General features: G+C 32.5%; 22 protein-coding genes. 11 read left to right on the top strand and 11 right to left on the bottom strand.

The window, feature by feature from the left end; genetic code table 11:
- Window positions 1-103 precede the first annotated feature (103 nt).
- The gene (locus tag FLAK523_RS11425) at window positions 104-1135 is read right to left on the bottom strand and encodes a hypothetical protein (protein ID WP_248903485.1); all 1032 of its coding nucleotides are present in this window, start codon (window positions 1133-1135) and stop codon (window positions 104-106) included.
- Between the two features lie 641 nt (window positions 1136-1776).
- On the opposite strand from FLAK523_RS11425, the gene FLAK523_RS11420 reads away from it, so the two are divergent.
- From FLAK523_RS11420 to FLAK523_RS11400, 5 genes are all read left to right on the top strand, one after another.
- Window positions 1777-3330: a bifunctional response regulator/alkaline phosphatase family protein gene (locus FLAK523_RS11420; RefSeq protein ID WP_248903483.1), complete on the top strand. Its 1554-nt coding sequence runs from the start codon at window positions 1777-1779 to the stop codon at window positions 3328-3330.
- Between the two features lie 163 nt (window positions 3331-3493).
- A complete protein-coding gene (gene tsaE / locus FLAK523_RS11415) occupies window positions 3494-3901 on the top strand; it encodes a tRNA (adenosine(37)-N6)-threonylcarbamoyltransferase complex ATPase subunit type 1 TsaE (protein ID WP_248903481.1) in 408 nt (135 codons plus the stop codon).
- Window positions 3902-3912: 11 nt separating this feature from the next.
- Complete coding sequence (locus tag FLAK523_RS11410) at window positions 3913-4392, top strand: GNAT family N-acetyltransferase (RefSeq protein ID WP_248903472.1); 480 nt, start codon at window positions 3913-3915, stop codon at window positions 4390-4392.
- Window positions 4393-4489: 97 nt separating this feature from the next.
- The gene (locus tag FLAK523_RS11405) at window positions 4490-5689 is read left to right on the top strand and encodes an alanine dehydrogenase (protein WP_248908092.1); all 1200 of its coding nucleotides are present in this window, start codon (window positions 4490-4492) and stop codon (window positions 5687-5689) included.
- A 36-nt stretch (window positions 5690-5725) separates the two neighbouring features.
- The gene (locus tag FLAK523_RS11400) at window positions 5726-6100 is read left to right on the top strand and encodes a DUF4258 domain-containing protein (RefSeq protein WP_248903469.1); all 375 of its coding nucleotides are present in this window, start codon (window positions 5726-5728) and stop codon (window positions 6098-6100) included.
- A 152-nt stretch (window positions 6101-6252) separates the two neighbouring features.
- Here the strand turns inward: FLAK523_RS11400 and ung are convergent, their stop codons facing one another.
- From ung to FLAK523_RS11385, 3 genes are read right to left on the bottom strand one after another with little or no spacing between them, the layout of a single operon-like run.
- The gene (gene ung / locus FLAK523_RS11395; protein WP_248903466.1) at window positions 6253-6924 is read right to left on the bottom strand and encodes a uracil-DNA glycosylase; all 672 of its coding nucleotides are present in this window, start codon (window positions 6922-6924) and stop codon (window positions 6253-6255) included.
- Between the two features lies 1 nt (window position 6925).
- Window positions 6926-7291, bottom strand: a complete 366-nt coding sequence (locus FLAK523_RS11390; RefSeq protein ID WP_248903465.1) for a DUF86 domain-containing protein — start codon at window positions 7289-7291, stop codon at window positions 6926-6928.
- On the bottom strand, window positions 7284-7574 hold the full coding sequence (locus tag FLAK523_RS11385; protein ID WP_248903463.1) for a nucleotidyltransferase family protein: 291 nt from the start codon (window positions 7572-7574) through the stop codon (window positions 7284-7286). Before FLAK523_RS11385 ends, FLAK523_RS11390 begins: the two co-directional genes overlap by 8 nt.
- A 70-nt stretch (window positions 7575-7644) precedes the next feature.
- Between FLAK523_RS11385 and FLAK523_RS11380 the strand changes: the two genes are divergently transcribed.
- The 4 genes from FLAK523_RS11380 (at window position 7645) to FLAK523_RS15235 (ending at window position 12088) form a co-directional block, all read left to right on the top strand.
- The gene (locus tag FLAK523_RS11380; protein ID WP_248903461.1) at window positions 7645-9810 is read left to right on the top strand and encodes a DNA mismatch repair protein MutS; all 2166 of its coding nucleotides are present in this window, start codon (window positions 7645-7647) and stop codon (window positions 9808-9810) included.
- A gap of 375 nt (window positions 9811-10185) precedes the next feature.
- The gene (locus FLAK523_RS11375) at window positions 10186-10491 is read left to right on the top strand and encodes a GIY-YIG nuclease family protein (RefSeq protein ID WP_248903459.1); all 306 of its coding nucleotides are present in this window, start codon (window positions 10186-10188) and stop codon (window positions 10489-10491) included.
- Window positions 10492-11473: 982 nt separating this feature from the next.
- Complete coding sequence (locus FLAK523_RS11370) at window positions 11474-11890, top strand: thiol-disulfide oxidoreductase DCC family protein (protein WP_248908091.1); 417 nt, start codon at window positions 11474-11476, stop codon at window positions 11888-11890.
- A gap of 69 nt (window positions 11891-11959) precedes the next feature.
- A complete protein-coding gene (locus tag FLAK523_RS15235; RefSeq protein ID WP_256469080.1) occupies window positions 11960-12088 on the top strand; it encodes a hypothetical protein in 129 nt (42 codons plus the stop codon).
- 52 nt (window positions 12089-12140) lie between these two features.
- Here the strand turns inward: FLAK523_RS15235 and ettA are convergent, their stop codons facing one another.
- The 7 genes from ettA to holA all read right to left on the bottom strand — a co-directional run bounded on the left by ettA (window position 12141) and on the right by holA (window position 21988).
- Window positions 12141-13835, bottom strand: coding sequence for an energy-dependent translational throttle protein EttA (gene ettA, locus FLAK523_RS11365; RefSeq protein WP_248903457.1), 1695 nt, complete (start codon window positions 13833-13835; stop codon window positions 12141-12143).
- Between the two features lie 289 nt (window positions 13836-14124).
- Window positions 14125-15225 (bottom strand): ATP-binding protein, encoded by a 1101-nt coding sequence (locus FLAK523_RS11360; protein ID WP_248903455.1) that lies wholly within the window; start codon window positions 15223-15225, stop codon window positions 14125-14127.
- Window positions 15215-15772 (bottom strand): chemotaxis protein CheB, encoded by a 558-nt coding sequence (locus tag FLAK523_RS11355; RefSeq protein ID WP_248903453.1) that lies wholly within the window; start codon window positions 15770-15772, stop codon window positions 15215-15217. Before FLAK523_RS11355 ends, FLAK523_RS11360 begins: the two co-directional genes overlap by 11 nt.
- A 1-nt stretch (window position 15773) precedes the next feature.
- Window positions 15774-16583 (bottom strand): protein-glutamate O-methyltransferase CheR, encoded by an 810-nt coding sequence (locus tag FLAK523_RS11350; RefSeq protein ID WP_248908090.1) that lies wholly within the window; start codon window positions 16581-16583, stop codon window positions 15774-15776.
- Window positions 16584-16586: 3 nt separating this feature from the next.
- Window positions 16587-20648, bottom strand: coding sequence for a response regulator (locus tag FLAK523_RS11345; RefSeq protein ID WP_248903451.1), 4062 nt, complete (start codon window positions 20646-20648; stop codon window positions 16587-16589).
- A gap of 106 nt (window positions 20649-20754) precedes the next feature.
- On the bottom strand, window positions 20755-20937 hold the full coding sequence (locus FLAK523_RS11340) for a CAL67264 family membrane protein (RefSeq protein WP_248903449.1): 183 nt from the start codon (window positions 20935-20937) through the stop codon (window positions 20755-20757).
- A gap of 46 nt (window positions 20938-20983) precedes the next feature.
- Window positions 20984-21988 (bottom strand): DNA polymerase III subunit delta, encoded by a 1005-nt coding sequence (holA, locus tag FLAK523_RS11335; RefSeq protein ID WP_248903447.1) that lies wholly within the window; start codon window positions 21986-21988, stop codon window positions 20984-20986.
- Between the two features lie 94 nt (window positions 21989-22082).
- Between holA and FLAK523_RS11330 the strand changes: the two genes are divergently transcribed.
- Both FLAK523_RS11330 and FLAK523_RS11325 read left to right on the top strand, forming a co-directional pair.
- Window positions 22083-22526, top strand: coding sequence for a type I restriction enzyme HsdR N-terminal domain-containing protein (locus tag FLAK523_RS11330; protein ID WP_248903445.1), 444 nt, complete (start codon window positions 22083-22085; stop codon window positions 22524-22526).
- 50 nt (window positions 22527-22576) lie between these two features.
- Window positions 22577-23566, top strand: coding sequence for a glycosyltransferase family 2 protein (locus FLAK523_RS11325; protein ID WP_248903443.1), 990 nt, complete (start codon window positions 22577-22579; stop codon window positions 23564-23566).
- Window positions 23567-23624 lie beyond the last annotated feature (58 nt).

Here is a 23624-nt window from a genome sequence, read left to right as displayed (position 1 = left end):
CGACTTACGAAGACGAGTATTTTCGGCTAAACGAAAATACGATAAAAAACGGTAATTCCACTAAATTCCGCAATAGCCACAAACGTGTGTTGGCAGTAGTTTTTTATTCAAAAGGGAATAATAATCTAGAAGATTTTCTTCTTGGAAAAGTTTTTTCATCATATTTGTCAGCTATCAATTTTACTTTTTTATATAAATTGCTGTCCTTTATGTGGCTATAAATCATTAGTATAAATACGAAGAGTATTAAAAGAGCTAATATACCACCACCTATTAATCCCCAATACGATAAATTTTTTCTAAGTGTTTTTACATTTCCTGTAAGTCCAATTTTTTTATCGGACCCAATATTTTTAATGATTTCATTTTCATTATTATCAGTAAGTAAAATTTCGTTTAAACCATTAGCTTCAATTGATGAATAAAATTTTGTTGAGTCGCTTTTTATTTCATAAGAGATGTTATAATGTGGAAATATAAACTGACCAGCAGACCAGTAGAGACCTAAACAAACTATTCCTAATAAATAAGCACTTAAAAAAATTAATCCAAATTTCCCAACAGGTTTTGCGGGAAGTTCTTCTTTTTGTATTGATTTTAAGTTAGTAATTCTATGGCTAAAACTAATATTACGAGATAAATGTCTTGTAATATCTTTAATTGCTGAATTTTCATTAATTTCAGTTTGTGGCTTAAATTCAATTACTGAATCAAAAGTAAAAAACTCATTTTCTTTAAGAATATCCCAATCGAAGGTCAAATCATTTTCTGTGTGATTTAATGAAATATTAACATCCTTTGATTGGTCAATTATTTTTATTTTTTTCCATTCATAGTTTTCAGGTAATTTTACTTTAAGTGGTTGATGAATTATAGTTTTATCAATGTCTGTATTACCTGAATTAAAAAACGTGCCTTTATAAATTAGTAAGTTTTCATCTATTTTTTTTCCTTTGTATTTTATTTCAACTTCCTCCAAGTCTTTTACAACAGTTTTGAATAGAGAAATGCAACCATTCTCAAAAAAAAGTAAATTTGTAATTGTTTTATGATTATCAGTGAATTTGATGCCCCAATACCCAACTATTATTGTAGCGACAACTCCAAGAATCATATATATTAAATTTATATCCATACGGTTTTTTTTTAAATTACTGCAAACATGTACATACTCGCTACAAAGTAGCGACTATACACCCAAAATTGTGTAGAATGTCACTATTGAATAGCGTTTTATTCACCAAATATAAAATAATATTTTTATTACAAATCATCAAAAGCCCTTTAAATTTAACATAAGTTATAGTTTACAATTTTGTTGCTATATAAACTCCTCATTATTAGTAATCAATTGAAATTTAAAACTAAATCCTTCTTGTAAACTCCACTCCTTCTCGCATTTGCGTGAGGGACGGAAACGGAAAGCCCACAGCCGCGCTTTTTTTGGCGGGGCGAGGACTTGCAGTGAACTGCCCGACCGTAGCTTTTGCGAAGGGCACGTACTGAAACAAGTTCAGCACAAGCCCTGAAAAAAGTTCAACACAAGCCCTGAATAAACTTTGGTGCAATCACTGAAACAAGTTCAGCACAAGCCCTGAAACAAGTTCAGCGCGAGCAAAAAAAGATAGCAATGGCACAAAATAAAAAAGGTTTTATAGAGTTATAGAAGAGTGTCTTTTAACACTAAAATTTATCATAATATTAGTATCTAAGCAGCCCAAAAAGCTGTAAATTGCCACAATGATTTTATGGTTTTAATTCCCTTTACACTACTATATGGACAAGATAAAAATACTTTGGGTTGATGACGAGATTGACTACTTGAAACCGCACATCCTTTTCTTGGAGAAAAAAAACTACAGCGTGACCACTTGTAATAACGGTAGGGATGCGATTGATATTTTTGATAGCGAGAATTTTGATATCGTATTCCTGGACGAGAATATGCCCGGGATGAGCGGACTGGAAACGCTGTCAGAAATGAAGGAGAAGAAATCCTCTATTCCTATGATTATGATCACTAAAAGTGAGGAGGAATACATTATGGAGGAAGCGATAGGTTCTAAAATTGCTGATTACCTGATTAAACCGGTGAACCCAAACCAAATCCTGTTGAGCTTGAAAAAGAATCTGGATCACTCGAGACTGGTTTCGCAAAAAACGACATTAGATTACCAGAAGGAATTCCGGAAAATTACTATGGAGATGTCTATGGTGAATTCCTATGAAGACTGGATTGAATTGTATAAAAAACTGGTTTTCTGGGAGCTGAAACTCGAGAATATCAACGACCAGAGTATGGTAGAGATTTTGGAATCCCAAAAAGTGGAAGCCAACTCGCAGTTTGGGAAATTTATAGAACGCAATTACGAGGATTGGTTTTTACCAAAGGCGGATAAACCCATTCAATCGCATACTTTATTTCGGGAATTAGTGGTTCCCGAGATTGTCAAGAAAGACAAACCCATTCTATTTGTAGTTATCGATAACCTGCGCTACGACCAATGGAAATCTTTTGAAAGTGTGGTGGGCAATTATTACAAGCTGGAAAAAGAAGTGCCTTACTACTCTATCCTCCCTACTGCGACCCAGTATGCGCGAAATGCCATTTTCTCCGGTTTATTACCTGTTGAAATGGAAAAACAGTTTCCGCAATACTGGAAAAATGATCCCGAGGAAGGCGGTAAAAACCTGTATGAAGCGGAGTTTTTGTCGGCTCAATTGAAACGCCTTGGACTAAAAATCAAAGAAGATTATTTTAAAATCACCAATTTGGCCTCAGGGAAAAAACTGGTGGAGAATTTCAAGGGACTAAAAGACAATGATCTTGTGACGGTGGTTTACAATTTTGTGGATATGCTCTCTCACGCCAAAACCGAAATGGATGTAGTGAAAGAACTCGCCTCTGATGATAAAGCGTATCGCTCGCTGACCTTGAGTTGGTTTAAGAATTCACCCTTGCTAGAAATCATTCAACAGGCCCAAAAAATGGGTTTCAAATTGATTCTAACCACGGACCACGGAACCATAAACGTTAAAAACCCATCGAAAGTAGTGGGTGATAAAAACACGAGTTTGAATTTGCGTTACAAAACGGGTCGTAGCCTTACTTATGAGCACAAAGACGTGTATGCGGTAAAAGATCCTAAAAATATAGGCTTGCCTACCATAAATATGAGTAGTTCTTATATTTTTGCCAAAAATGATTTGTTTTTGGCCTATGTGAACAATTACAACCATTATGTGAGTTACTATAAGAATACGTATCAGCACGGCGGAATATCACTGGAAGAAATGATAATCCCGTTTTTGATATTTAATCCGAAGTAAAGAAAAGGGTTTAACGTTTGAAAATGTTTAATGTTTAAAAATGTTTAAAGTTTAAAGTTTAATGAAGTGCCGATATCATTATCTAGCACTCATAATTCATAACTCATAACTCATAATTCAGCACTCATAACTCATAACTTATAATTCATAACTATTAAAAAGTATGGAATTTATTTTTTCATTAGATGAAATCGAAAATATAGCAAAGCAAGTAGTGGCGCAAAGTCCTAACAAAGTGATTTTATTTCACGGAGAAATGGGTGCTGGAAAGACTACTTTCATAAAACAATTAGCTAAAACACTGGGGGTTACTGAAGCAACGAGCAGTCCAACCTTTTCTTTAGTTAACGAATACCAAACAACTGAAAATCAAACTGTTTACCATTTTGATTTTTATAGATTGAAAAACGAAATCGAAGCTATGGATATGGGTGTGGATGATTATTTATATTCTGGGAACTGGTGTTTCATTGAATGGGCCGAACAGATCCCCAGCCTGATTCCTGATGAACATTCGGTTATCACAATTAAAGTACTTGCTGACGGTAGACGCTCATTAGTACTCAGTTAAAAATAACGATTATGAATACAAAAAACGCAATTACAATCATTCCTTTTTCAGCTGATTTAAAAGAACCTTTTAAGGAACTTAATTATGAATGGCTAAAGAAATATTTTAAAATTGAGCCCAAAGACAAGCGGGTACTTTCTAATCCACAGGAAGAAATTATTGACAAAGGCGGTATGATATTCTATGCTAAATACCACGACAAAATTGTAGGCACCGTAGCTTTAATTAATATAGATAAAAATTTATTTGAATTGAGCAAAATGGCCGTTACTGATGATGTTCAAGGACTGGGAATAGGAAAAAAACTGCTTCAACATTGCATTGAAGCAGCCGAAAAACAAAAAATAAAAACCCTTCTATTGTATTCGAATAGAAGCTTGGTACCTGCGATTCATTTGTACCATAAATTTGGATTTGTCGAAGTACCTCTAGAAGAAGGTGTATATGAACGAGCTGATATAAAAATGAGAAAAAATATTTACGGATTATAAACAATTCATTTTTAAATTTCTAAGTCCAGAAAGAGATATTTTTAATCTTTTTTGTGTAATTTTACTTCTTACTATCGTCATAACAATGTCAATGTCAATATCAATATCAATAACTCCTTTTACAAAACAACAGCTTTTACCCCAAGAAGAAAAACTTGAGGTATCAAGACACAAAAGCGAACTTTTTATTGGTATCCCAAAAGAAACCAGTTTCCAGGAACGCCGCATTTGCCTAACCCCTGACGCTGTTACCTCACTAACTTATCAAGGACATCGGGTAATGATGGAAGCAGGCGCTGGTGTAAATGCCAGTTATTCTGATAAAGAGTATAGTGAAGCCGGAGCCGAGATAACTAAAGACACTAATAAAGTATTTAGTTGCCCAATGATATTAAAAGTATCACCACCCACTATTGCCGAAATACAAATGATGAATCCTCAAACGATTCTGATATCGGCTATCCAACTGAAAACCAAGAAGAAAGATTATTTTGACGCTTTAACCAAGAAAAAAATTACTGCCTTAGCATTTGAATACATCAAAGATGAAGATGGTTCCTACCCTGCCGTTAAATCATTAAGCGAAATCGCAGGAACAGCCTCCATATTAATTGCCTCTGAACTGATGATTACTAATGAGTTCGGAAAAGGACTGTTATTTGGTAATATTACAGGCGTCCCTCCTACTGAAGTGGTTATTTTAGGTGCTGGAGCCGTGGGCGAATTTGCGGCTAAAACCGCAATTGGTCTTGGAGCAAACGTAAAAGTTTTTGATAATTCGATTAATAAATTACGCCGTTTACAAAATAATTTAAACCAGCGTATTTTCACTTCAACCATACAACCTAAGGCTTTACTTAAAGCCTTAAGACGTTGTGATGTGGCTGTAGGCGCTATGCGTGGCGTAGAACGCTGTCCGGTAATTGTTACTGAAACTATGGTGGAACAAATGAAAAATGGAGCTGTAATTGTCGATGTTAGCATTGATACTGGAGGCTGCTTTGAAACATCAGAAGTCACTTCTCACGAAATGCCCACTTTTATAAAAAGTAATGTCCTGCATTACTGTGTACCTAATATTCCTTCTCGCTATTCTAAAACGGCTTCGATGTGCATTAGCAACATTATTACGCCTTATCTATTGCAAATTGCTGGAGATGGCGGTATTGAACCCGCTATCCGTTTTGATTACGGCTTGAAAAACGGTGTTTATATGTACCATGGAATCCTGACTAATAAAGCGATTGGGGAATGGTTTGATTTACCAAATAACGACATCAATTTAATTGTGTTTTAAGTAAAGATTCATTTATCTTTGCACAAAAAATATTTCATGAAATTTGCACAACGTTTTGCCTACTACTTAGTGGGATTGGTTATCGGTCTGTTTTTTGTAGCAATGGTTTTTAGTGGTAAAGACACCCGTTGCAATTATTTCCCGAATTCCCGAGTTTTAAATGATTTAAGAAATAAACCTTTCCATTATTCTGAAAAAGCTTCCGCTATTTTAACCGAAAAATGGATAGACACCATCGATATAAAAAACACTCTAGAATTTGGAGATGTAGATTTTGATCAAAGCAGCACCGATTTTGGAAAAGCTAAAACCTATATCATCGAAGGTAAAACAATGAAAAATCAAGAGATTATCCTAAAAGTAAGTAACCGTGCTGACAAAGCGATTTTAGAAGATATCATCAAGAAATAGTAAGTCCCTACTTTGGGCGTGCCAGCAATAAAAAAAGGCGCTAATTATCAGTATGGTAATTAGCGCCTTTTTTTATGGCCGTCGGGCTATTCGCTCCGCCGCGGCGGATAGCTATTATCCCTCACGCAAACCGTAAACCGTGAGGTCGTATTTTAAAACCAAGAAATTTCAGATTCCCCTTCTTTTTTCAAATACGCATTTACTTGGCTAAAATGCTTGTTCCCAAACCATTTTCCCATATTAGCACTCATTGGAGAAGGATGGCCGGATTCTAAAACCAAATGTTTGTTTCTATCAATTTTCAATCCTTTTTTGTGTGCAAAAGCGCCCCAAAGTAAAAATACAACACCATCTTTTTCTTCCGAAATCTTTTGGATTACAGCATCGGTAAAAAGATTCCATTTCATGTGTTTATGACTGTTGGGCGTGTCTTTTCTAACCGTTAGTGAAGCATTCAACAACAAAACCCCTTGCTTTGCCCAGCTTTCTAAATTTCCCGAAGTGGGTAAAAATATAGTATCTAAATCATCACACATTTCGCGATAGATGTTTCGCAAAGAGGGCGGAATTCGGACGCCATCATTTACCGAAAAGCAAAGACCGTTAGCCTCCCCTTCCCCGTGATAGGGATCCTGACCTATTATGACCACTTTTGTGTTTTCAAAACTGCAATGATCAAAAGCGGAAAAAATTAACTCTTTAGGAGGGAAACAAGTTTGATTTTGGTATTCTTTCTCCACTCCTTTCATCAAATCCTGAAAATAAGGTTTTTCAATTTCGTCAGATAAAAAGGAGTTCCACTCGGAATTTAGTTTGATTTGCATATTATTCAAATTTACCGAGCTCTTTTTTTATAGCTAATTCTAATTTAGGTAAATAATTTTTTCCTATTTCATAAACTATCTCATAATCTAACATTTCATAATGATGTGAAATAAAATCTCGAAAACGAATGATTTTATCCCACTCGATTTCCGGATAATTATCCTGCAGTAAATTATGTTTTCTGGAAGTGTTTTTAACATTCTCGCCAATTGCCTGAAGCCTAGTAACGATAGCATCTAATACCATTTGTCCATATTCAGTAGCGACAAAATCTGTTGCAATATCAATTTCCGAAAATCTTTTATTGCAAATATTGATATGTTCTAAAATAGTTTCTAACGAATATTTATAAACGTCATTATACATAAATTAAATCATTTTTTATATTATTAAAAAAACGCTCCGAAATATGCGGTCCTTTTCTAACAATTTCAATTTTAGAATTCAATTTATTTTCTAAATAAGAATATAAACCCATTAAAATACTATAAGAAGGTTTACTAAATTCAACAAAGAAATCAACGTCACTATCAGGATTTTCTAACCCCTTAGCATAAGAACCAAACAAAGCGATTGTCACAACACCATATTTTTCTTTAAGGTATTGCTTGTCTTTTTGTAGCACATTGATTATCTCATCTTTTTTCATTAAACAAAGATAAAAAATAATACAGTCAAATTACTTTGTAACTTTGCAATCTTACAACTTAGCATATAAAATGATTTCGATTACAGAAAAAACATTACAGGATTTACAATTTCCAACCGTTCTTGAAACGATTTCTACAATCTGTAATACAGACATTGGAAAACAAAAAGCCTTAGAAATAACCCCTTTTAGAGATAAAGAAACTTTGATGCAGGCTTTAATGCAAACATCAGAGTATGTTTCCTCTTTTCAAAATAACAATGCGATTCCTAATCATGGCTTTGATGCCATAACACACGAAATTAAATTTCTGGCTATTGAAGACAGTTATCTTGAAGTGGGAAGTTTTAGAAAAATAGCTACCTTATCTTCTACGGTGAATTTTTTATTGACTTACTTTAAAAAATTTGATGATTACTATCCTTATTTAAATACCAGAGCCAACGAAGTAGAATTTACTAAAGAAATAATTACGTCGATAGATGCCATAGTTGACAAATACGGTGAGATAAAAGATAATGCTTCGCCTATGCTACAAGAAGTTCGTAGAAATATGAATCTTATACGCGGAAAAGTAAATCAGAGTTTTGGTGTGGCATTAACCCAATACAATAGTCTGGGTTATCTGGACGACATTAAAGAAAGTTTTGTTCAAAACCGTAGAGTTTTAGCAGTATTAGCTATGTATCGCCGTAAAGTAAAAGGATCAATTCTAGGAAGTTCAAAAACGGGTAGCATTGCTTATATCGAGCCAGAAGCCACCTTGATGTATTCTCGTGAATTGAGTAATTTAGAATACGAAGAGTCTGAAGAGATTATGCGTATTTTAAAACAATTGTCAAATGATATCAGGCCTTTTTTATCGCTGCTAATTCAATACCAGAATTTTCTAAGTGATATAGATGTGATTGCTGCCAAGGCAAAATACGCCAATAAAATTAACGGAATCCTGCCAACGATTACTGACGATCGTCGTCTTTATTTTAGAGATGCCTACCACCCTATTTTATATTTGAACAACAAAGAGAAAAGGGAAATCACACATCCACAGACTATTGAATTACAACAGGAAAACAGAATTATTGTAATTTCCGGTCCTAATGCTGGTGGTAAAACCATATCGTTAAAGACGGTTGGTTTACTTCAATTGATGCTACAGTCAGGTATGTTGATTCCGGTTCACGAACGCTCTGAAACGTTTTTATTCGATAGAATACTTACAGATATTGGTGACAACCAATCCATTGAAAATCACCTAAGTACTTACAGCTACCGATTGAAGAATATGAACTACTTCTTGAAGAAGTGCAATCGAAAAACGATGTTCTTGATTGATGAATTTGGTACTGGTTCTGACCCAGAATTGGGTGGAGCTTTGGCCGAAATATTCCTCGAAGAATTTTATCATAGGGAAGCTTTTGGAATTATCACAACGCATTATTCCAATTTGAAAATATTAGCAAATGAATTACCGTTTGCGACGAATGCTAATATGATGTTTGACGAAAAGTCGTTAGAGCCCATGTATAAATTAGCCCTGGGACAAGCTGGAAGTTCGTTTACTTTTGAAGTAGCTTTGAAAAACGGAATCCCTTTCAGTCTTATCAATAGAGCTAAAAAGAAGATTGAAGTTGGAAAAGTACGTTTTGACAAAACCATAGCCACACTTCAAAAAGAACGCTCCAAAATGGAGAAAACTTCACAAACATTAAAGGAAGAAGAAACCAAAGCGCGTGAAGAAGGAAAGAAAATGGAAACGATTAATGTCAAAATAAAACAAAAACTGGAAAGCTATCAGGAATTGTATGACAGCAATCAAAAAACAATATACATAGGTCAGAAAATTGAAGATATTGCCGAGAAATATTTCAATAATAAAAACAAGAAAGACCTAATAGGTGAGTTTTTAAAGATAATAGAAATAGAAAATTCGAAACGCAAGAAAGCCACACCAAAAGAGGTTAAAGCTATTGTTGCCAAGAAAAAGGAAGTCATTGAAGAAGTTACCGTTCAGGTAGAAGAAATTCGTGCAGCAAAAAAGGAAAAGAAACTCAAACCTGTAGTTGAAAAAATAAAACACATCCTGAAAGTAGGTGATCGCGTTCGAATGATAGACGGAAAAGCGGTAGGTAGTATTGATGTAATAGAGAAAAATAAAGCCACAGTAAATTATGGTATCTTTACTTCTAAGGTAAGCCTGGATTCATTAGAATTTGTGGAGGCCGCTAAGAAGTAGTGTTCAGTTATCTTATGGTAATTGCGAGGAACGACCTGTTCGTCGGGGCGAAAGCAATCACACTATGATATGTCGACAAACAAAATCGACAAACTGAGTCTTTACGAAGAACGAATCAATTACACTAAAACACATCGACAAGCAGAGTCATTGCGAGGAACGAAGCAAACACACTAAAACACATCGACAAACAAAATGAAAGCTTATTGGAACGGAAATACTGGATGAGATTGCTTCGTTCCTCGCAATGACTTATATTACCAAAATAGATTGAAGAAATACTCAATGAGATTGCTTCGGCCCTAGTAACGAATCAGCAAATAAAATGATTAAATGAATTAAATTCATTAAATTTCAAGTAATAAAAAAGTCTATATGAAACCAGGATTTATTTATATCATTACAAATAAATACCAAACAGTTGTTTATACTGGTGTTACGGCTAATCTTCCCCAACGTGTTTTAAATCATAAAGAAAAAAGAAATCCAAATTCATTCTCAGCTCGTTATAATTTAGACATATTAGTTTATTATGAACAATATCAATGGATTGGTGATGCGATTGCAAGAGAAAAACAAATAAAAGCAGGTTCAAGAGAGACGAAGAATGAATTGATTCGTTCGGTAAACCCAAATTGGATCGATTTATTTGATGAAATTAAAGATATTATGACAGAATAATAAACTAGTCTATAAACAGAAAACACAAACTGAGTCATTGCTAGGAACGAAGCAATCGCACTATAATATGTCGACAAACAGAGTACACAAACTGAGTCAATTCAAGGAACGAAGTAAACACACTAAAACAAGTAGACATACAAAGTGGACAAACAGAGTACACAATTAGAGTCATTGCGAGGAACGAAGCAAACACACTAAAACAAGTCGACAATAAAAATCGACAAACAGAGTACACAATTAGAGTCATTGCGAGGAACGAAGCAAACACACTAAAACAAGTCGACAATAAAAATCGACAAACTGAGTCTTTGCGAGGAACGAGGAAATTGAACTAAAATAAGCCCACAAACAAAATAGACAAACTGAGTCATTGCGAGGAACGAAGCAAACACACTAAAACAAGTCGACAATAAAAATCGACAAACAGAGTACACAATTAGAGTCATTGCGAGGAACGAAGCAAACACACTAAAACAAGTCGACAATAAAAATCGACAAACTGAGTCTTTGCGAGGAACGAGGAAATTGAACTAAAATAAGCCCACAAACAAAATAGACAAACTGAGTCATTGCGAGGAACGAAGCAAACACACTAAAACACATCGACAAACAAAATAAAAATTTATTGGAATGGAAATACTGTATGGGATTGCTTCGTTCCTCGCAATGACTTAGATTACGGAAATTAATTGGAACGGAAATACTGGATGAGATTGCTTCGTTCCTCGCAATGACTTAGATTACGGAAATAGATTGAAGAAATACTGGATGAGATTGCTTCGTTCCTCGCAATGACTTAGATTACGGAAATTAATTGGAACGGAAATACTGAATGAGATTACTTCGTCCCTCGCAATGACTTAGATTACGGAAATAGATTGAAGAAATACTGTATGAGATTCCATTGCTCCGTCTCTTGCAACACAACGAAATGACTCGGAATCTCGTCCCTCCAGGAACAATAAAACAATTAAAATGTATGCTAAACCTTCCTCAAAATAAAAAAATAATACTCTTTGATGGCGTTTGCAATTTGTGTGACTCAGCTGTTCAATTTGTTATTAAACACGATAAAAAAGATGTTTTTAGATTCGCTTCTTTACAGTCGGAGATTGGTCAGGAGATTATTAAACATATTGGAATTGACACGCAAAAAATTGATAGCATAATATTGTACCAACCCGGTATTGCTTATTATTATAAATCGGAAGCAGCATTAGAAATTGCAAAAAATCTTGGTGGGCTATTCTCGTTTGCAACAATTTTTAAAATTCTGCCTACAGCATTAAGCAATGTTATATATGATTACGTGGCCAAAAACCGTTACAAATGGTATGGTAAAAAAGATAGCTGTATGATTCCAACACTGGAATTAAAATCAAAATTTTTAGATTAAATAAAAAAACTGACTAATATCATATACTTTAGCTGTTGAATTTTCTATTTTTGAAATAAAAAAAGAAATATGAAAAACTTGGCACTATTTAATTGGGATAACGGTTCGATTATCATTGTTTTTGTCTTCGGTTTTGTTTGCATTGGTTTAGTTGCCGCAGTACTACTATTGATGAATAGCGATAAGAAAAAGAAATAAAAAAAGAGGATGCCTAGTAGACATCCTCTTTTTTTGTGTGTAATTGTAAAAATTAACTTCTGATTAATTTTCTGTATTTCAAACGTTTTGGAGTTAAATCACCACCTAAACGTTTCTTTTTATTTTCTTCATATTCAGAGAAACCACCTTCAAAGTAATACACTTCAGAATCACCTTCGAAAGCTAGAATGTGTGTACAAATTCTGTCTAAGAACCATCTGTCGTGAGAAATTACTACCGCACAACCAGCAAAGTTATCTAAACCTTCTTCAAGTGCACGCAAAGTATTAATATCCAAATCATTCGTAGGCTCATCCAGTAACAATACGTTTCCTTCTTCTTTCAAAGTCATTGCAAGGTGTAAACGGTTACGCTCTCCTCCTGAAAGTGTAGATACTTTCTTGTTTTGATCGCTACCACCAAAGTTAAAACGGCTTAAATAAGCACGAGAATTCACCTGGCGTCCTCCCATCATAATCAATTCTTGACCATCACAGAAGTTTTCCCAGATTGATTTATTAGGATCAATATTAGAGTGTGCTTGATCTACATAAGCGATTTTTACTGTATCTCCTATCGAAAACTCTCCAGCATCTGGCTTTTCTTCTCCCATAATCATTCTGAAAATAGTCGATTTACCCGCACCGTTTGGCCCGATAATTCCAACAATTCCAGCCTGAGGTAAAGTAAAGTTCAAGTTGTCATACAGTAATTTATCACCATATGCTTTAGCGACACCTTTTGCTTCTATTACATTAGTTCCTAAACGGGGACCATTCGGGATATAGATTTCTAATTTCTCGTCTAATGCTTTTTGATCTTCATTCAACAATTTATCGTAGTTCTGTAAACGTGCTTTTTGTTTCGTTTGACGACCTTTGGCTCCTTGACGAACCCAGTCCAACTCACGTTCCAAGTTTTTTCTTCTTTTAGAAACTACTTTTTCTTCTAAAGCCATACGGCTTGATTTTTGGTCTAACCAAGAAGAGTAATTCCCTTTCCAAGGAATACCTTCTCCTCTATCCAACTCTAAAATCCATCCTGCTACATTATCAAGGAAATATCTATCGTGCGTTACAGCGATAACTGTTCCTGCGTATTGCGCTAAATGTTGTTCTAACCAAAGTACACTTTCCGCATCCAAGTGATTCGTAGGCTCATCCAGTAACAAAACATCAGGTTGTTGCAATAACAAACGACATAGAGCCACACGACGGCGTTCTCCACCAGAAAGGTTTTTTATAGGAGTATCAGCATCTGGAGTACGTAATGCATCCATAGCTATTTCTAATTTAGTATCAATTTCCCAAGCACCAAGAGCATCAATTTTATCTTGCAATAAAGCCTGACGGTCCATCAATTTCTCCATTTTGTCAGCATCTTCATAAACCTCAGGAAGACCAAAACTATCATTGATTTGATTGAACTCTTCTAGAACTGCCATTGTTTCGGCAACACCTTCACGTACAATTTCGATAACCGTTTTACTGTCATCAAGAATTGGTTCTTGCTCTAAATAACCAACACTGTAACCTGGAGCAAATACTACATCACCTTGGTAATTTTTATCAACCCCGGCAATAATTTTTAATAATGAAGATTTTCCTGATCCGTTAAGACCTAGAATACCAATTTTAGCTCCGTAGAAAAAGCTTAAATAGATGTTTTTAAGAACGGGTTTATCTGCTCCTTGATAAGTTTTACTCAATTTTGACATTGAGAAAATTACTTTTTTATCGTCTGACATAATTTTTATTTAATTGTATTAATGAATTATTGGCTAATTGAAAATATCTTAAAACAGTTCAATCCACAATAGGCACTAAAAATTCGTTTAATTTTTACGCTGCAAAGGTATTATTTTTTTAGGAACAAAACACGCATATATTAGTTGTTGAAAAATGCTTTTTAGTAAAAGATAAATAAACCAACAGATGGAAAACTTCATTACTAAATGGAAGGATTTAAATTATTACATTCACAAATTGAATATAAATATCCTCGTTAATTATTGTAAATATTCCTGATGAACTTAATTAATTGTTTTCAAATTTCAAATCCGTAATTAAAAATTCGCTTCCTGAATTAAGGATGTTATTAATCACAATATTAACATCATTTCTTTCTACTAATTTTTTCACTAAACTTAAACCAATTCCCGTACTACTTTCTCCACTAGACCTATTGCCTAATGTTTGAAACATTTCGAAAACTAATTTATGGTATTTCTCATCAATTCCTGGACCGTTATCTAAAACCGATAAGGAATTAGCTTCAGGATCAAATGCTATTGTGATTACAATTTTATCTTTATCATTATATTTTATGGCATTCGATAAAAGGTTAGATAATATTTGATGAAATGCTATAGGTTGAAAAAGAATTTCATGATTTAAGTTTACTTTTTCTATATGTACTTTCTCTGAATGATTTATAAGTTTTAATACCCCATCTAATGCATCAGCGATATTTACATTTACTTTTCCTTCATTGTTTTGAACATTTTTACTGTAATAGAGTAAATCTTCTATAAGTTTTGACATACTTTTAGAAGAAGTCTTCACCATATCAAACAACACAGCAAGCTCACTTTTGTCATTATCAATAATATGATCCTCTTCAATTAAATCAATTAAAACTTGAATATTACCCAAAGGAGTTTTTAAATCATGCGCTATAATATGTGCGAACTGTTCTAATTCATTATTTTTTTGAACTAGTTTTTCATTCAAGCCTTTTAATTCTTGCTCGTAATCCCATATACGTAAAAAAGAATCTACTTTTTTACGTGTAACTTCAGTAATTAACGGTTTGAATAAAAAATCAATAGCTCCTAAATCATACGCTTTGCTTAAATACTTTGGCTCGTCACTTATTGCAGTTACAAAGATTGTAGGTATAAATTTGGTGTCGGGGTGATTCTTTACAATCTCAACAAATTCGTAGCCATCCATATCTGGCATTTGAACATCAACTAAAATTAATGATATTTTATTTTTTAATAATATTTGTAAAGCCTCATTCCCTGATAGACAGGTAATGATCTCTCTATCAGGACGCTCAAGTATGCTTTTTAAAGCAACCAGATTTTGAGGTAAATCATCTACTAATAAAAGTGTATGTTTTTTATTCGACATTAAGATTGAGTTTTTTAATTATATTATTTACTGTTAAAACATTATGATTATTATATAGACTTATAGCTGATTGTGGCATTACATCAAATTCAGCTTCATTGTAATCTTGCACTATGGTTAAACCCCCATTTTCAGCTATTTGTTTCAAACCTTTGGCACCGTCTTTATTAGAACCTGATAATAGTATTCCACAACAATACTCTTTTAAAACATAAGAAAATGATTCGAAAGTAACATCAATCGAAGGACGACTGTAATTCACTTTCTCAGAATTGTCTAATGAAAAACTTAAATTTTCCTCTAATAATAAATGATAATCCGTTGGGGCTGTATAGATATACGCATTTTTAATAAATTCTTTATCTTCGGCTTCTTTAACGGTATAATGAGTATGTAACTGTAAATGTTTTTCTAGCATTGAACTGGCATTTTTCAACCTGTGTAAAACAATAACAATAGGAATCTGTAGCCTTTTATCCAATCCTTTAAGAATGGATAAAATACAATCAAAAGAACCCGCTGAACCACCAATTATAATCATTTCCATATTATTTTATTTTTTGGAAGATTTTCTGTTCTTTATCAATTTCTTTAAATTTATCAAAAACAGTACTAAATCGTAACGATTCTTTATTACCTAAAGCCAAGAATCCATGAATAGGCAAACTATCATAAAATAAATTTATCACTTTATTTTGTAACTCTTCATTAAAATAGATTAAAACATTACGACATAAAATAAGCTGACATTCTTTAAAAACTCCATCAGCAACTAAATTATGTTTTGTAAATAGGATGTCTTTTTTTAATTCCGAATTTATCATTGATTTTTTTCCGTCAGATACAAAATACTCATTCAATGATTCTTTGCCTCCACTAGAAAAATAATTATTAGAATACTCTTTGAAATCTTTATTCGAATAAATCCCTTTTTTAGATTTTGAAATAGCATTATCACTTATATCTGTAGCATACAATCTAGATTTATGAAGTAAATTTAATTCTTTTAATAGAATAGCCAAAGAATAAGTTTCTTCTCCAAAAGAACAGCCAGCACTCCAAATATTGATTTTAGGATAGCTTTCCAAATAAGGAAATACTTTTGTTCTCAAAGATTTATAGAAAGAAGGGTCTCTAAAAAACTCGCTTACATTAACTACAATTTCATTTATAAATTCGTTGAACTTTTCAGGATTATTTATCAATTCAAATTTTAAACTGAATATTGATTCCAACTTTGAAACCTCCATATACCTATTTATTCGCCTAAGCAGAGATGCTCGGGAATATCCAGAAAAGTCGTAACCATAATGCTTATTTATTAGAAGAATTATATCTTCAAGGTCATCGAATGTCATCATTTATTTGTAAATCCAAATACTAATTAAAGAAATAAGCTGTTGAATGTCTATTGGTTTAGACTGGTAATCTGATGCTCCTGCATTTAAAATTTCCTCTCTATCCCCTTTCATTGCTTTAGCAGTAAGAGCAATTATAGGAAGATTTTTCCATTTTGCATTTTCCCTTATTTTTCGGGTAGCCTCAAATCCATCCATTTCTGGCATCATTATATCCATTAAAACTATATCTATATCCGTATTTTTAGAAAGAACTTCAAGAGCTTCGATTCCGTTAAAAGCAGTTGTTATTGAAGCTCCTTTAGCTGTCAAAGCACTCGAAAGCGCATATATATTACGAATATCATCGTCAACAATCAGAATTTTTTTGTCTTTCAATATATCTCCACCTAATAAATTATGAGTCGCAATACTTGTTTTTTTATCAGTAGTTTCAACCGTGTCTAAAAATAAAAGTAACTCATCCTTTAACCTTTCGGTTACATTATTAGTTTTTATAACGACGCCATTGGCACTGTTTTGAAGTACTAATTCTTCCTCTTCTGTTAATTCCTTTCCTGTATTTACAATGATATTAATATCCTTGTTTTTTGAAATTTTTCTGAGTTCTGATATATTCTCAATATTTTTTGAATCTGGCAAACCAATATCCATTATTGCACAATCTATATCATCATTTTTTAAAATATGTTCGGCTTCTTTAAATGTATGTGCTTGTATGCAAATAACATTTCTATCACAGTTATGAATTAGCTCTTTAATGGAATAATTAAGATTTACATCATCTTCCAAAATCAGAACTTTTTTGAACACTTTATTTATCTGTACGTCGATTGAATCAAAAGCATTTTTAAGTTTTTCAGTTGTTATGGGTTTCACTAAGAAACCAAATGCACCCATTTCTTTTGCCAATTTTTCCCTATCCATACCTGACATTACATGCACTGGAATATGTTTTAATTCCTTGTCCTCTTTCAGCCATTTTAAAACTGTCCATCCATCAATTCCTGGAAGTTTCATGTCCAGAATAATAGCTTTTGGTTTGTATTTTTTAGCATATTGATATCCTGTTTCTCCCTGATAAGCTACAACAGCTTTAAAGCCATTTTCATGGGCTACTTTCATCAATATCTCCGCAAAAGCAGCATCGTCTTCAATAATCAAAATCGTCTTGTCATCTGGAGACAGTAATTTTCTATCATCATCAAGATGCTCCGTTAAATCTATAGTGTCTACTGACGGTTTTATCGTTTCATCCTGTTTTGTTTCAACCTTTCTATCAACAATAGATTCATTTTGTTTTAGAGATTCAATTTGATAAATTGCAGGAATATATACACTGAACACACTACCTTTATTGAGTTCACTATTAAAGTCAACTTCTCCTCCCAAAAGGATTGCTAACTCTTTTGAAATAAACAAACCTAATCCTGTACCCCCATATTTTCTACTGGTAGAACTATCTGCTTGTTGGAAAGTTTGAAATAATTTCTTTTTATTTATATCTGATATTCCAATTCCATTGTCTTTAATTTGAATACATACTATTTCATCTGATTTTAATTTATTCAAAAACGGGGAAACGAAATCTTTTTTCTCTTTTCCTGATGAAAAACTTAATGAAACCTTTCCTTTTTCAGGTGTAAACTTTAAAGCATTTGACAGGAAATTTTTAAGAATTTGTTCAAGTTTTCCTATATCAGTATTTAGTTTTCTAGGGCAATCTTCAGAGACAGTTGTGGAAAAATCAATTTTCTTTTTCTCCATTTGAGCTCTGAATAATCCATCCATATCAGAGAATACACGCTCTACAATAGTTTCTTCAGGGTAAATTTCAACTTTTCCAGCTTCGATTTTAGAAATATCTAAAATATCAGTTATTAAATTCAGTAAATCTTTTCCAGAGGAGTTAATAACCGATAAATTATCTATTTGACCATCTGATAAATTACCCCCACTATTTTCTTTTAAAAGATCCGAAAGAATTAAAATACTGTTTAAAGGTGTTCGTAATTCATGGGACATATTCGCTAAAAACTCCGACTTATATTTACTGCCTTGAGCAATTTCATCAGCTTTAATATTTAATTCCTCTTGAGCAATAACCAATTCATCATTCTTTATACCAATTTCATAGTTTTTGTTTTCAAGCTCTCTTCCTTTTTCTTCTAAATAAGCATTGGTTTTCTCTAACTCAGCAGCTTGATTTCTCAACTCTTCTTCAGATTGTTGCAAGAGCATAGTGTGTTTATTTAACTCATCATTGCTTTGTCTTAATTCTTCTTCCTGTACCTGAAGTGTATTATTCTTTTGATTAATTTCGTTGACAGAAATTTTTAATTCTTCATTTCGAATATAAACTTCAATTGCATTTCCTATAGAGTCAGATACCGTACTCATTAATTTCTCATGACCTGCACTAAAATTTTCAAGTGATCCAATTTCTATTACACCAATCACGTTATTCTTATAGGATATAGGTGTGATTAAAACGTTAAAATAAGGAGATTTCCCAAGTGAAGAGGATATATAAGAGTATTCATTTGGTAAATTATTTAAGCATTTTTGTTGATTTGATTTAACGGCTTCACCTACTAACCCATCGCCAATTTTAATAACATTTGGCGTGTTTACATCATCAGCATATCCTCCTATTTTATACAATTGATCTGGATTATCAGTCTTATTTATAAAATAAAAATTAGCCTGACATCCCTGAGTTATTTTTACTAAAGTTTGACAAATATTCATTCCAAATTCATGCAAATCCGTTGAATCCAGAATGGATTGATTTATCTCAAAAATGTTCTTTCTCATTTCATTAATTTCAACAGATTCATTGTATAATCTACTTAATTCCAATGACATTGAATTCAAAGATTTATTTAATGTGTCATTAGGACTCCTTAGGTTTATTTGGGAACCATAGTTTCCTGAACTAATTTTTGATGAAAGTTCAAACTGTTCTTTCATACCTTGTAATAACTGATTGAATGAATTGCTAATATCAACAAACTCTGAATTTCCTGAAAAAACAGGATTGCCTATGATTTTTCCCTGCGAAATTTTCTTTATTGTTGTAGATATGAAGTTTAGAGATTTTGATAAATTATTGACTAATTTATATAATAGAAAAAATGTAATAATTAGGAATAAGGTCATTATCGAAAATAAAATGATAATGGATTTTAAAGCGGACTGCTTTTCTTTATTAGTATAATTTAGAACTGATTCTAAATTATTACCTTCTAATTCTGTTAACGTTGAAATTATTGATGATGATTTTTCCCACCATAAATGAGGAGACAAATTTAATTTATCTCCTATAATCATTTCAGAATCTATATTGTGAGATTTAAAAACATTCGAATTCCTAAATTTATTCAAATCTTTATTTAAATTATCGAATGTAAAATTAGTTAATGTGAAATTGGCATCGCCTACATAATCTTTGCCGTTAAAATATAATTCCAATAATGAATAATCAAGTCCTTGATGATTTTGGGAATTTATTAATTTTTGTAAAACGGTACCTCTTTCTAATAAGGCTGATTCTTTTAATATTACATAATTATAATAATTATTTACCAATTCAGACAATTTGGAAGACTCACATTCAATTATTTCTCTTTTAATTAAATTATTTAATATTTTATTAAAAGCTGAATATTTAACATAAGCAGTTGCTGGCGTTTCTTTTTCATTTTCAATATTAGATTGTAGTTCTTTTAAAGAAGTTAGTAAAGCTTTGAGATTTTTAGAGATTATTGTGTCTTTGATTTGTGTTTTTAAAAACCAATCAATAGTTTTTTTCTTCTCTTCCTTATACCTCTCTTTTTTGGTAACATCAAAATAAGAATAATTATAGTACCCTCTCTCAAAACTAATCTCAGAAATTCCTCTTGAAAGAACAGCTATATTCTTTATCTTTTCTGTGCTAGAATCAATATTTTTATAATCATCTAAAGAAGTTTTAATATTAGAAATAGTCATATAAATTAGCCCTGAGATTGGCAACAATAAGACTAAAATTAATTGAGATTTGATTGATAATGATTTCCACATATCTAGAGTAGGTTTATTTTTAGCTAAATATAATATTTAAATTTAAATATAAAACCAAAAAAAAGCACTAAATCAATAGTGCTTTAAAAAAATTATAAGAATACTATTAAAGCCTTCCTTTAAGGGAACTGAATACCCATGCATTTGCTAAAAAACCAACACCAACTGCAGCAAAACCCCATCCAGACACTTCACTGTACCTAAAGGCACCAAGCCCTATTAATAAAAAGCCCATTATAACCATTATAAAAGTTGCCCATCCCAGGATGGTATTTTTATTCATTCCCATAATTGTGTTATATATTAGTTAAAGCAAATATCGTAAATATTACTCTTTAATTGAAAATATTATATAGCATTTCTCTTAACAAATCTGAATTTGACATTGCATTTGCACCCACTCCTTTACTTTTCACATCTATTTCTCTTAATGAAGCCACTATATGACTTACTTTTTTCATAGGGTAATTCTTCAAGGCCACATCATATTCCTTCAAGAAAAAAGGATTGACTCCTAAAACGGTTGCAACATTTTTTGGGTTTCTGTCTTTTAAACCATGGTATTTTAGCAATTGAATAAAGAAACCAAAAACTAAACTTGTAGTAACCACCATAGGATTGTCTTTGGGATTATTGGCGAAATTTTCGGCAATGGTGTAAGCCTTTAATTGGTTACGTTCCCCTATTGCTTTTCGCAATTCAAATACATTGAAATCCTTGCTGAAACCTATATTTTCCTCAATATGTTTAGGAGTAATTGCACTTCCTACAGGGAGGATAATTTGCAACTTTTCAAGTTCATTGTTTATTTTACTCAAATCGGTTCCTAAAAACTCAACGAGCATCGCGGAAGCTTTGGGTTCAATAGTATATTTTTTACCAGCCAAAATACGCTTAATCCAGTCACCTACTTGATTTTCATATAATTTTTTACTTTCGAAAACAACTCCAGATTTCGCAAGGAGTTTAGTTGTTTTTTTACGTTTGTCTAAGGTTTTATACTTGTAACAAACTACCAAAACAGTCGACGGCATAGGATTTTCGGCATAACTTTCCAGCTTATCAATGGTGCGGCTTAAGTCTTGTGCTTCTTTGACAATTACCACTTGGCGTTCGGCCATCATAGGGTAGCGCTTCGCTGTAGAAACAATATCTTCAATTGACACATCGCGTCCATACAAAACAGTTTGATTGAATCCTTTCTCTTCTTCAGACAAGATGTTTTTTTCTATATAATCTGATAATTTGTCAATATAATAAGGCTCTTCACCCATCAAAAAATAGATGGGTTTAATGTTGCCGCTTTTTATATCATTTACAATTTTTATTACCTCGTCCATTTAATTTGTTGGTTTAAGGTTTAATGTTTAAGGTTTGTTGCATCTTGTACAACTTTAGACCTAAAACTTTAAACTAAATAACTATTTTTGCTTTATGCAGAAACTCAATTTTTCTTCCTATCCATTCCGATTCAAAAATAGCGAAAATAAAGTGTCTATTTTTGATGAAATCAGGAAAAAATTTATCATTCTCACACCCGAGGAATGGGTTCGTCAGCATGTTGTGCAGTTTTTATTAGAAGAGAAAAAATATCCAAAATCATTAATAAATGTTGAAAAAGTACTAAAAGTCAATGGTTTGAACAAAAGATATGATGTTGTTGTATTTAATTCTGATGGTTCAATTCTCGTACTTATTGAATGTAAAGCGCCTCAAATTAAAATAGCCCAAGCCACCTTTGACCAAATAGCACGTTATAATATGACTATGAAAGCCGATTTTTTGATGGTTACCAATGGTTTGAATCATTACTTTTGTCAAATGGATTTTGAAAATGAAAAATATGAGTTCTTAAGAGAACTTCCTGATTTCAGATAAGAGCTTAATCACGATCGAAATGAAAATTCAAACTTTAAAAAATAATACTTTTGAAAAAAATAGCAGTTGTAATACTTAATTGGAATGGAGTTAAATTATTAGAGCAATTTTTGCCATCCGTAATTCAATATTCTCCAGAAGCAACCGTTTATCTAGCAGATAATGCCTCTACGGATGATTCCATCTCTTTTGTAATGGCAAATTTCCCAACAATAAAAATTGTAAAAAACAAGGAGAACTTAGGTTTTGCAGGAGGTTACAACGAGGCATTAAAACATATAGATGCTGAAATATTTGCTTTAGTAAATTCAGATATCGAAGTGACCGAAAACTGGTTAAAGCCCATTATTGAAACTTTCGAAAAAGAACCTTTAACAGCCATTGTTCAACCAAAAATATTAGATTTTAAGAACAAAGAATATTTTGAATATGCTGGTGCAGCTGGCGGTTTCATTGACAAATATGGCTATCCATATTGTAGAGGTAGAATTTTTGATACTGTAGAAAAGGATAATGGCCAATACGATGATAATTGCGAAATCTTCTGGGCATCAGGAGCTTGTTTTTTTATTAGAAGTTCTGTTTACAATGAATTACAAGGTTTTGATGCTGATTTTTTTGCCCATCAAGAAGAAATTGACTTATGCTGGAGAGCCATTAACAAAGAGCATCAAATCAAATATAATTCGGAATCTGTTGTATACCATGTAGGAGGAGCTACCTTACAACAAGGCAATCCAAGGAAAATTTTTTTGAATTTCAGAAATTCATTATTAATGTTAACCAAAAACTTACCCCAAAAATCCCTATATTGGATTTTATTTTGCCGAATGATTTTGGACGGTGTTGCGGGAATTCAATTTATTTTAAAAGGTAATTTTGCTCATTTCACAGCTATTCTAAAGGCACATTTTTCTTTTTATCGTTTATTTTCAATTAGTTATGACAAAAGAGAGACAATTCAGACTGAAAAATACTATAAAACACGTAGTATTGTTTATCAATATTACGTGAGTTTTGGCAAGGTCTTTGTTAAATGATTTTAACAGTATTTAACAATCAATATTTAATATTAAAAAACTAACTTTGGTATTCACC

The sequence above is a fragment of the Flavobacterium sp. K5-23 genome (assembly GCF_023278045.1).
Lineage (GTDB): Bacteria > Bacteroidota > Bacteroidia > Flavobacteriales > Flavobacteriaceae > Flavobacterium.
Note: the sequence above shows the minus strand (reverse complement) of the source record. Positions and strands in the feature narration are given on the sequence as shown.

Bases quoted from the DNA above. Each gene is read 5' to 3' on its own strand.
- FLAK523_RS11425 (WP_248903485.1), bottom strand. From the start codon at position 1,135: ATGGATATAAATTTAATATATATGATTCTTGGAGTTGTCGCTACAATA.
- FLAK523_RS11420 (WP_248903483.1), top strand. From the start codon at position 1,777: ATGGACAAGATAAAAATACTTTGGGTTGATGACGAGATTGACTACTTG.
- tsaE (WP_248903481.1), top strand. From the start codon at position 3,494: ATGGAATTTATTTTTTCATTAGATGAAATCGAAAATATAGCAAAGCAA.
- FLAK523_RS11410 (WP_248903472.1), top strand. From the start codon at position 3,913: ATGAATACAAAAAACGCAATTACAATCATTCCTTTTTCAGCTGATTTA.
- FLAK523_RS11400 (WP_248903469.1), top strand. From the start codon at position 5,726: ATGAAATTTGCACAACGTTTTGCCTACTACTTAGTGGGATTGGTTATC.
- ung (WP_248903466.1), bottom strand. From the start codon at position 6,924: ATGCAAATCAAACTAAATTCCGAGTGGAACTCCTTTTTATCTGACGAA.
- FLAK523_RS11390 (WP_248903465.1), bottom strand. From the start codon at position 7,291: ATGTATAATGACGTTTATAAATATTCGTTAGAAACTATTTTAGAACAT.
- FLAK523_RS11385 (WP_248903463.1), bottom strand. From the start codon at position 7,574: ATGAAAAAAGATGAGATAATCAATGTGCTACAAAAAGACAAGCAATAC.
- FLAK523_RS11380 (WP_248903461.1), top strand. From the start codon at position 7,645: ATGATTTCGATTACAGAAAAAACATTACAGGATTTACAATTTCCAACC.
- FLAK523_RS11375 (WP_248903459.1), top strand. From the start codon at position 10,186: ATGAAACCAGGATTTATTTATATCATTACAAATAAATACCAAACAGTT.
- FLAK523_RS11370 (WP_248908091.1), top strand. From the start codon at position 11,474: ATGCTAAACCTTCCTCAAAATAAAAAAATAATACTCTTTGATGGCGTT.
- FLAK523_RS15235 (WP_256469080.1), top strand. From the start codon at position 11,960: ATGAAAAACTTGGCACTATTTAATTGGGATAACGGTTCGATTATCATT.
- ettA (WP_248903457.1), bottom strand. From the start codon at position 13,835: ATGTCAGACGATAAAAAAGTAATTTTCTCAATGTCAAAATTGAGTAAA.
- FLAK523_RS11360 (WP_248903455.1), bottom strand. From the start codon at position 15,225: ATGTCGAATAAAAAACATACACTTTTATTAGTAGATGATTTACCTCAA.
- FLAK523_RS11355 (WP_248903453.1), bottom strand. From the start codon at position 15,772: ATGGAAATGATTATAATTGGTGGTTCAGCGGGTTCTTTTGATTGTATT.
- FLAK523_RS11350 (WP_248908090.1), bottom strand. From the start codon at position 16,583: ATGACATTCGATGACCTTGAAGATATAATTCTTCTAATAAATAAGCAT.
- FLAK523_RS11345 (WP_248903451.1), bottom strand. From the start codon at position 20,648: ATGTGGAAATCATTATCAATCAAATCTCAATTAATTTTAGTCTTATTG.
- FLAK523_RS11340 (WP_248903449.1), bottom strand. From the start codon at position 20,937: ATGGGAATGAATAAAAATACCATCCTGGGATGGGCAACTTTTATAATG.
- holA (WP_248903447.1), bottom strand. From the start codon at position 21,988: ATGGACGAGGTAATAAAAATTGTAAATGATATAAAAAGCGGCAACATT.
- FLAK523_RS11330 (WP_248903445.1), top strand. From the start codon at position 22,083: ATGCAGAAACTCAATTTTTCTTCCTATCCATTCCGATTCAAAAATAGC.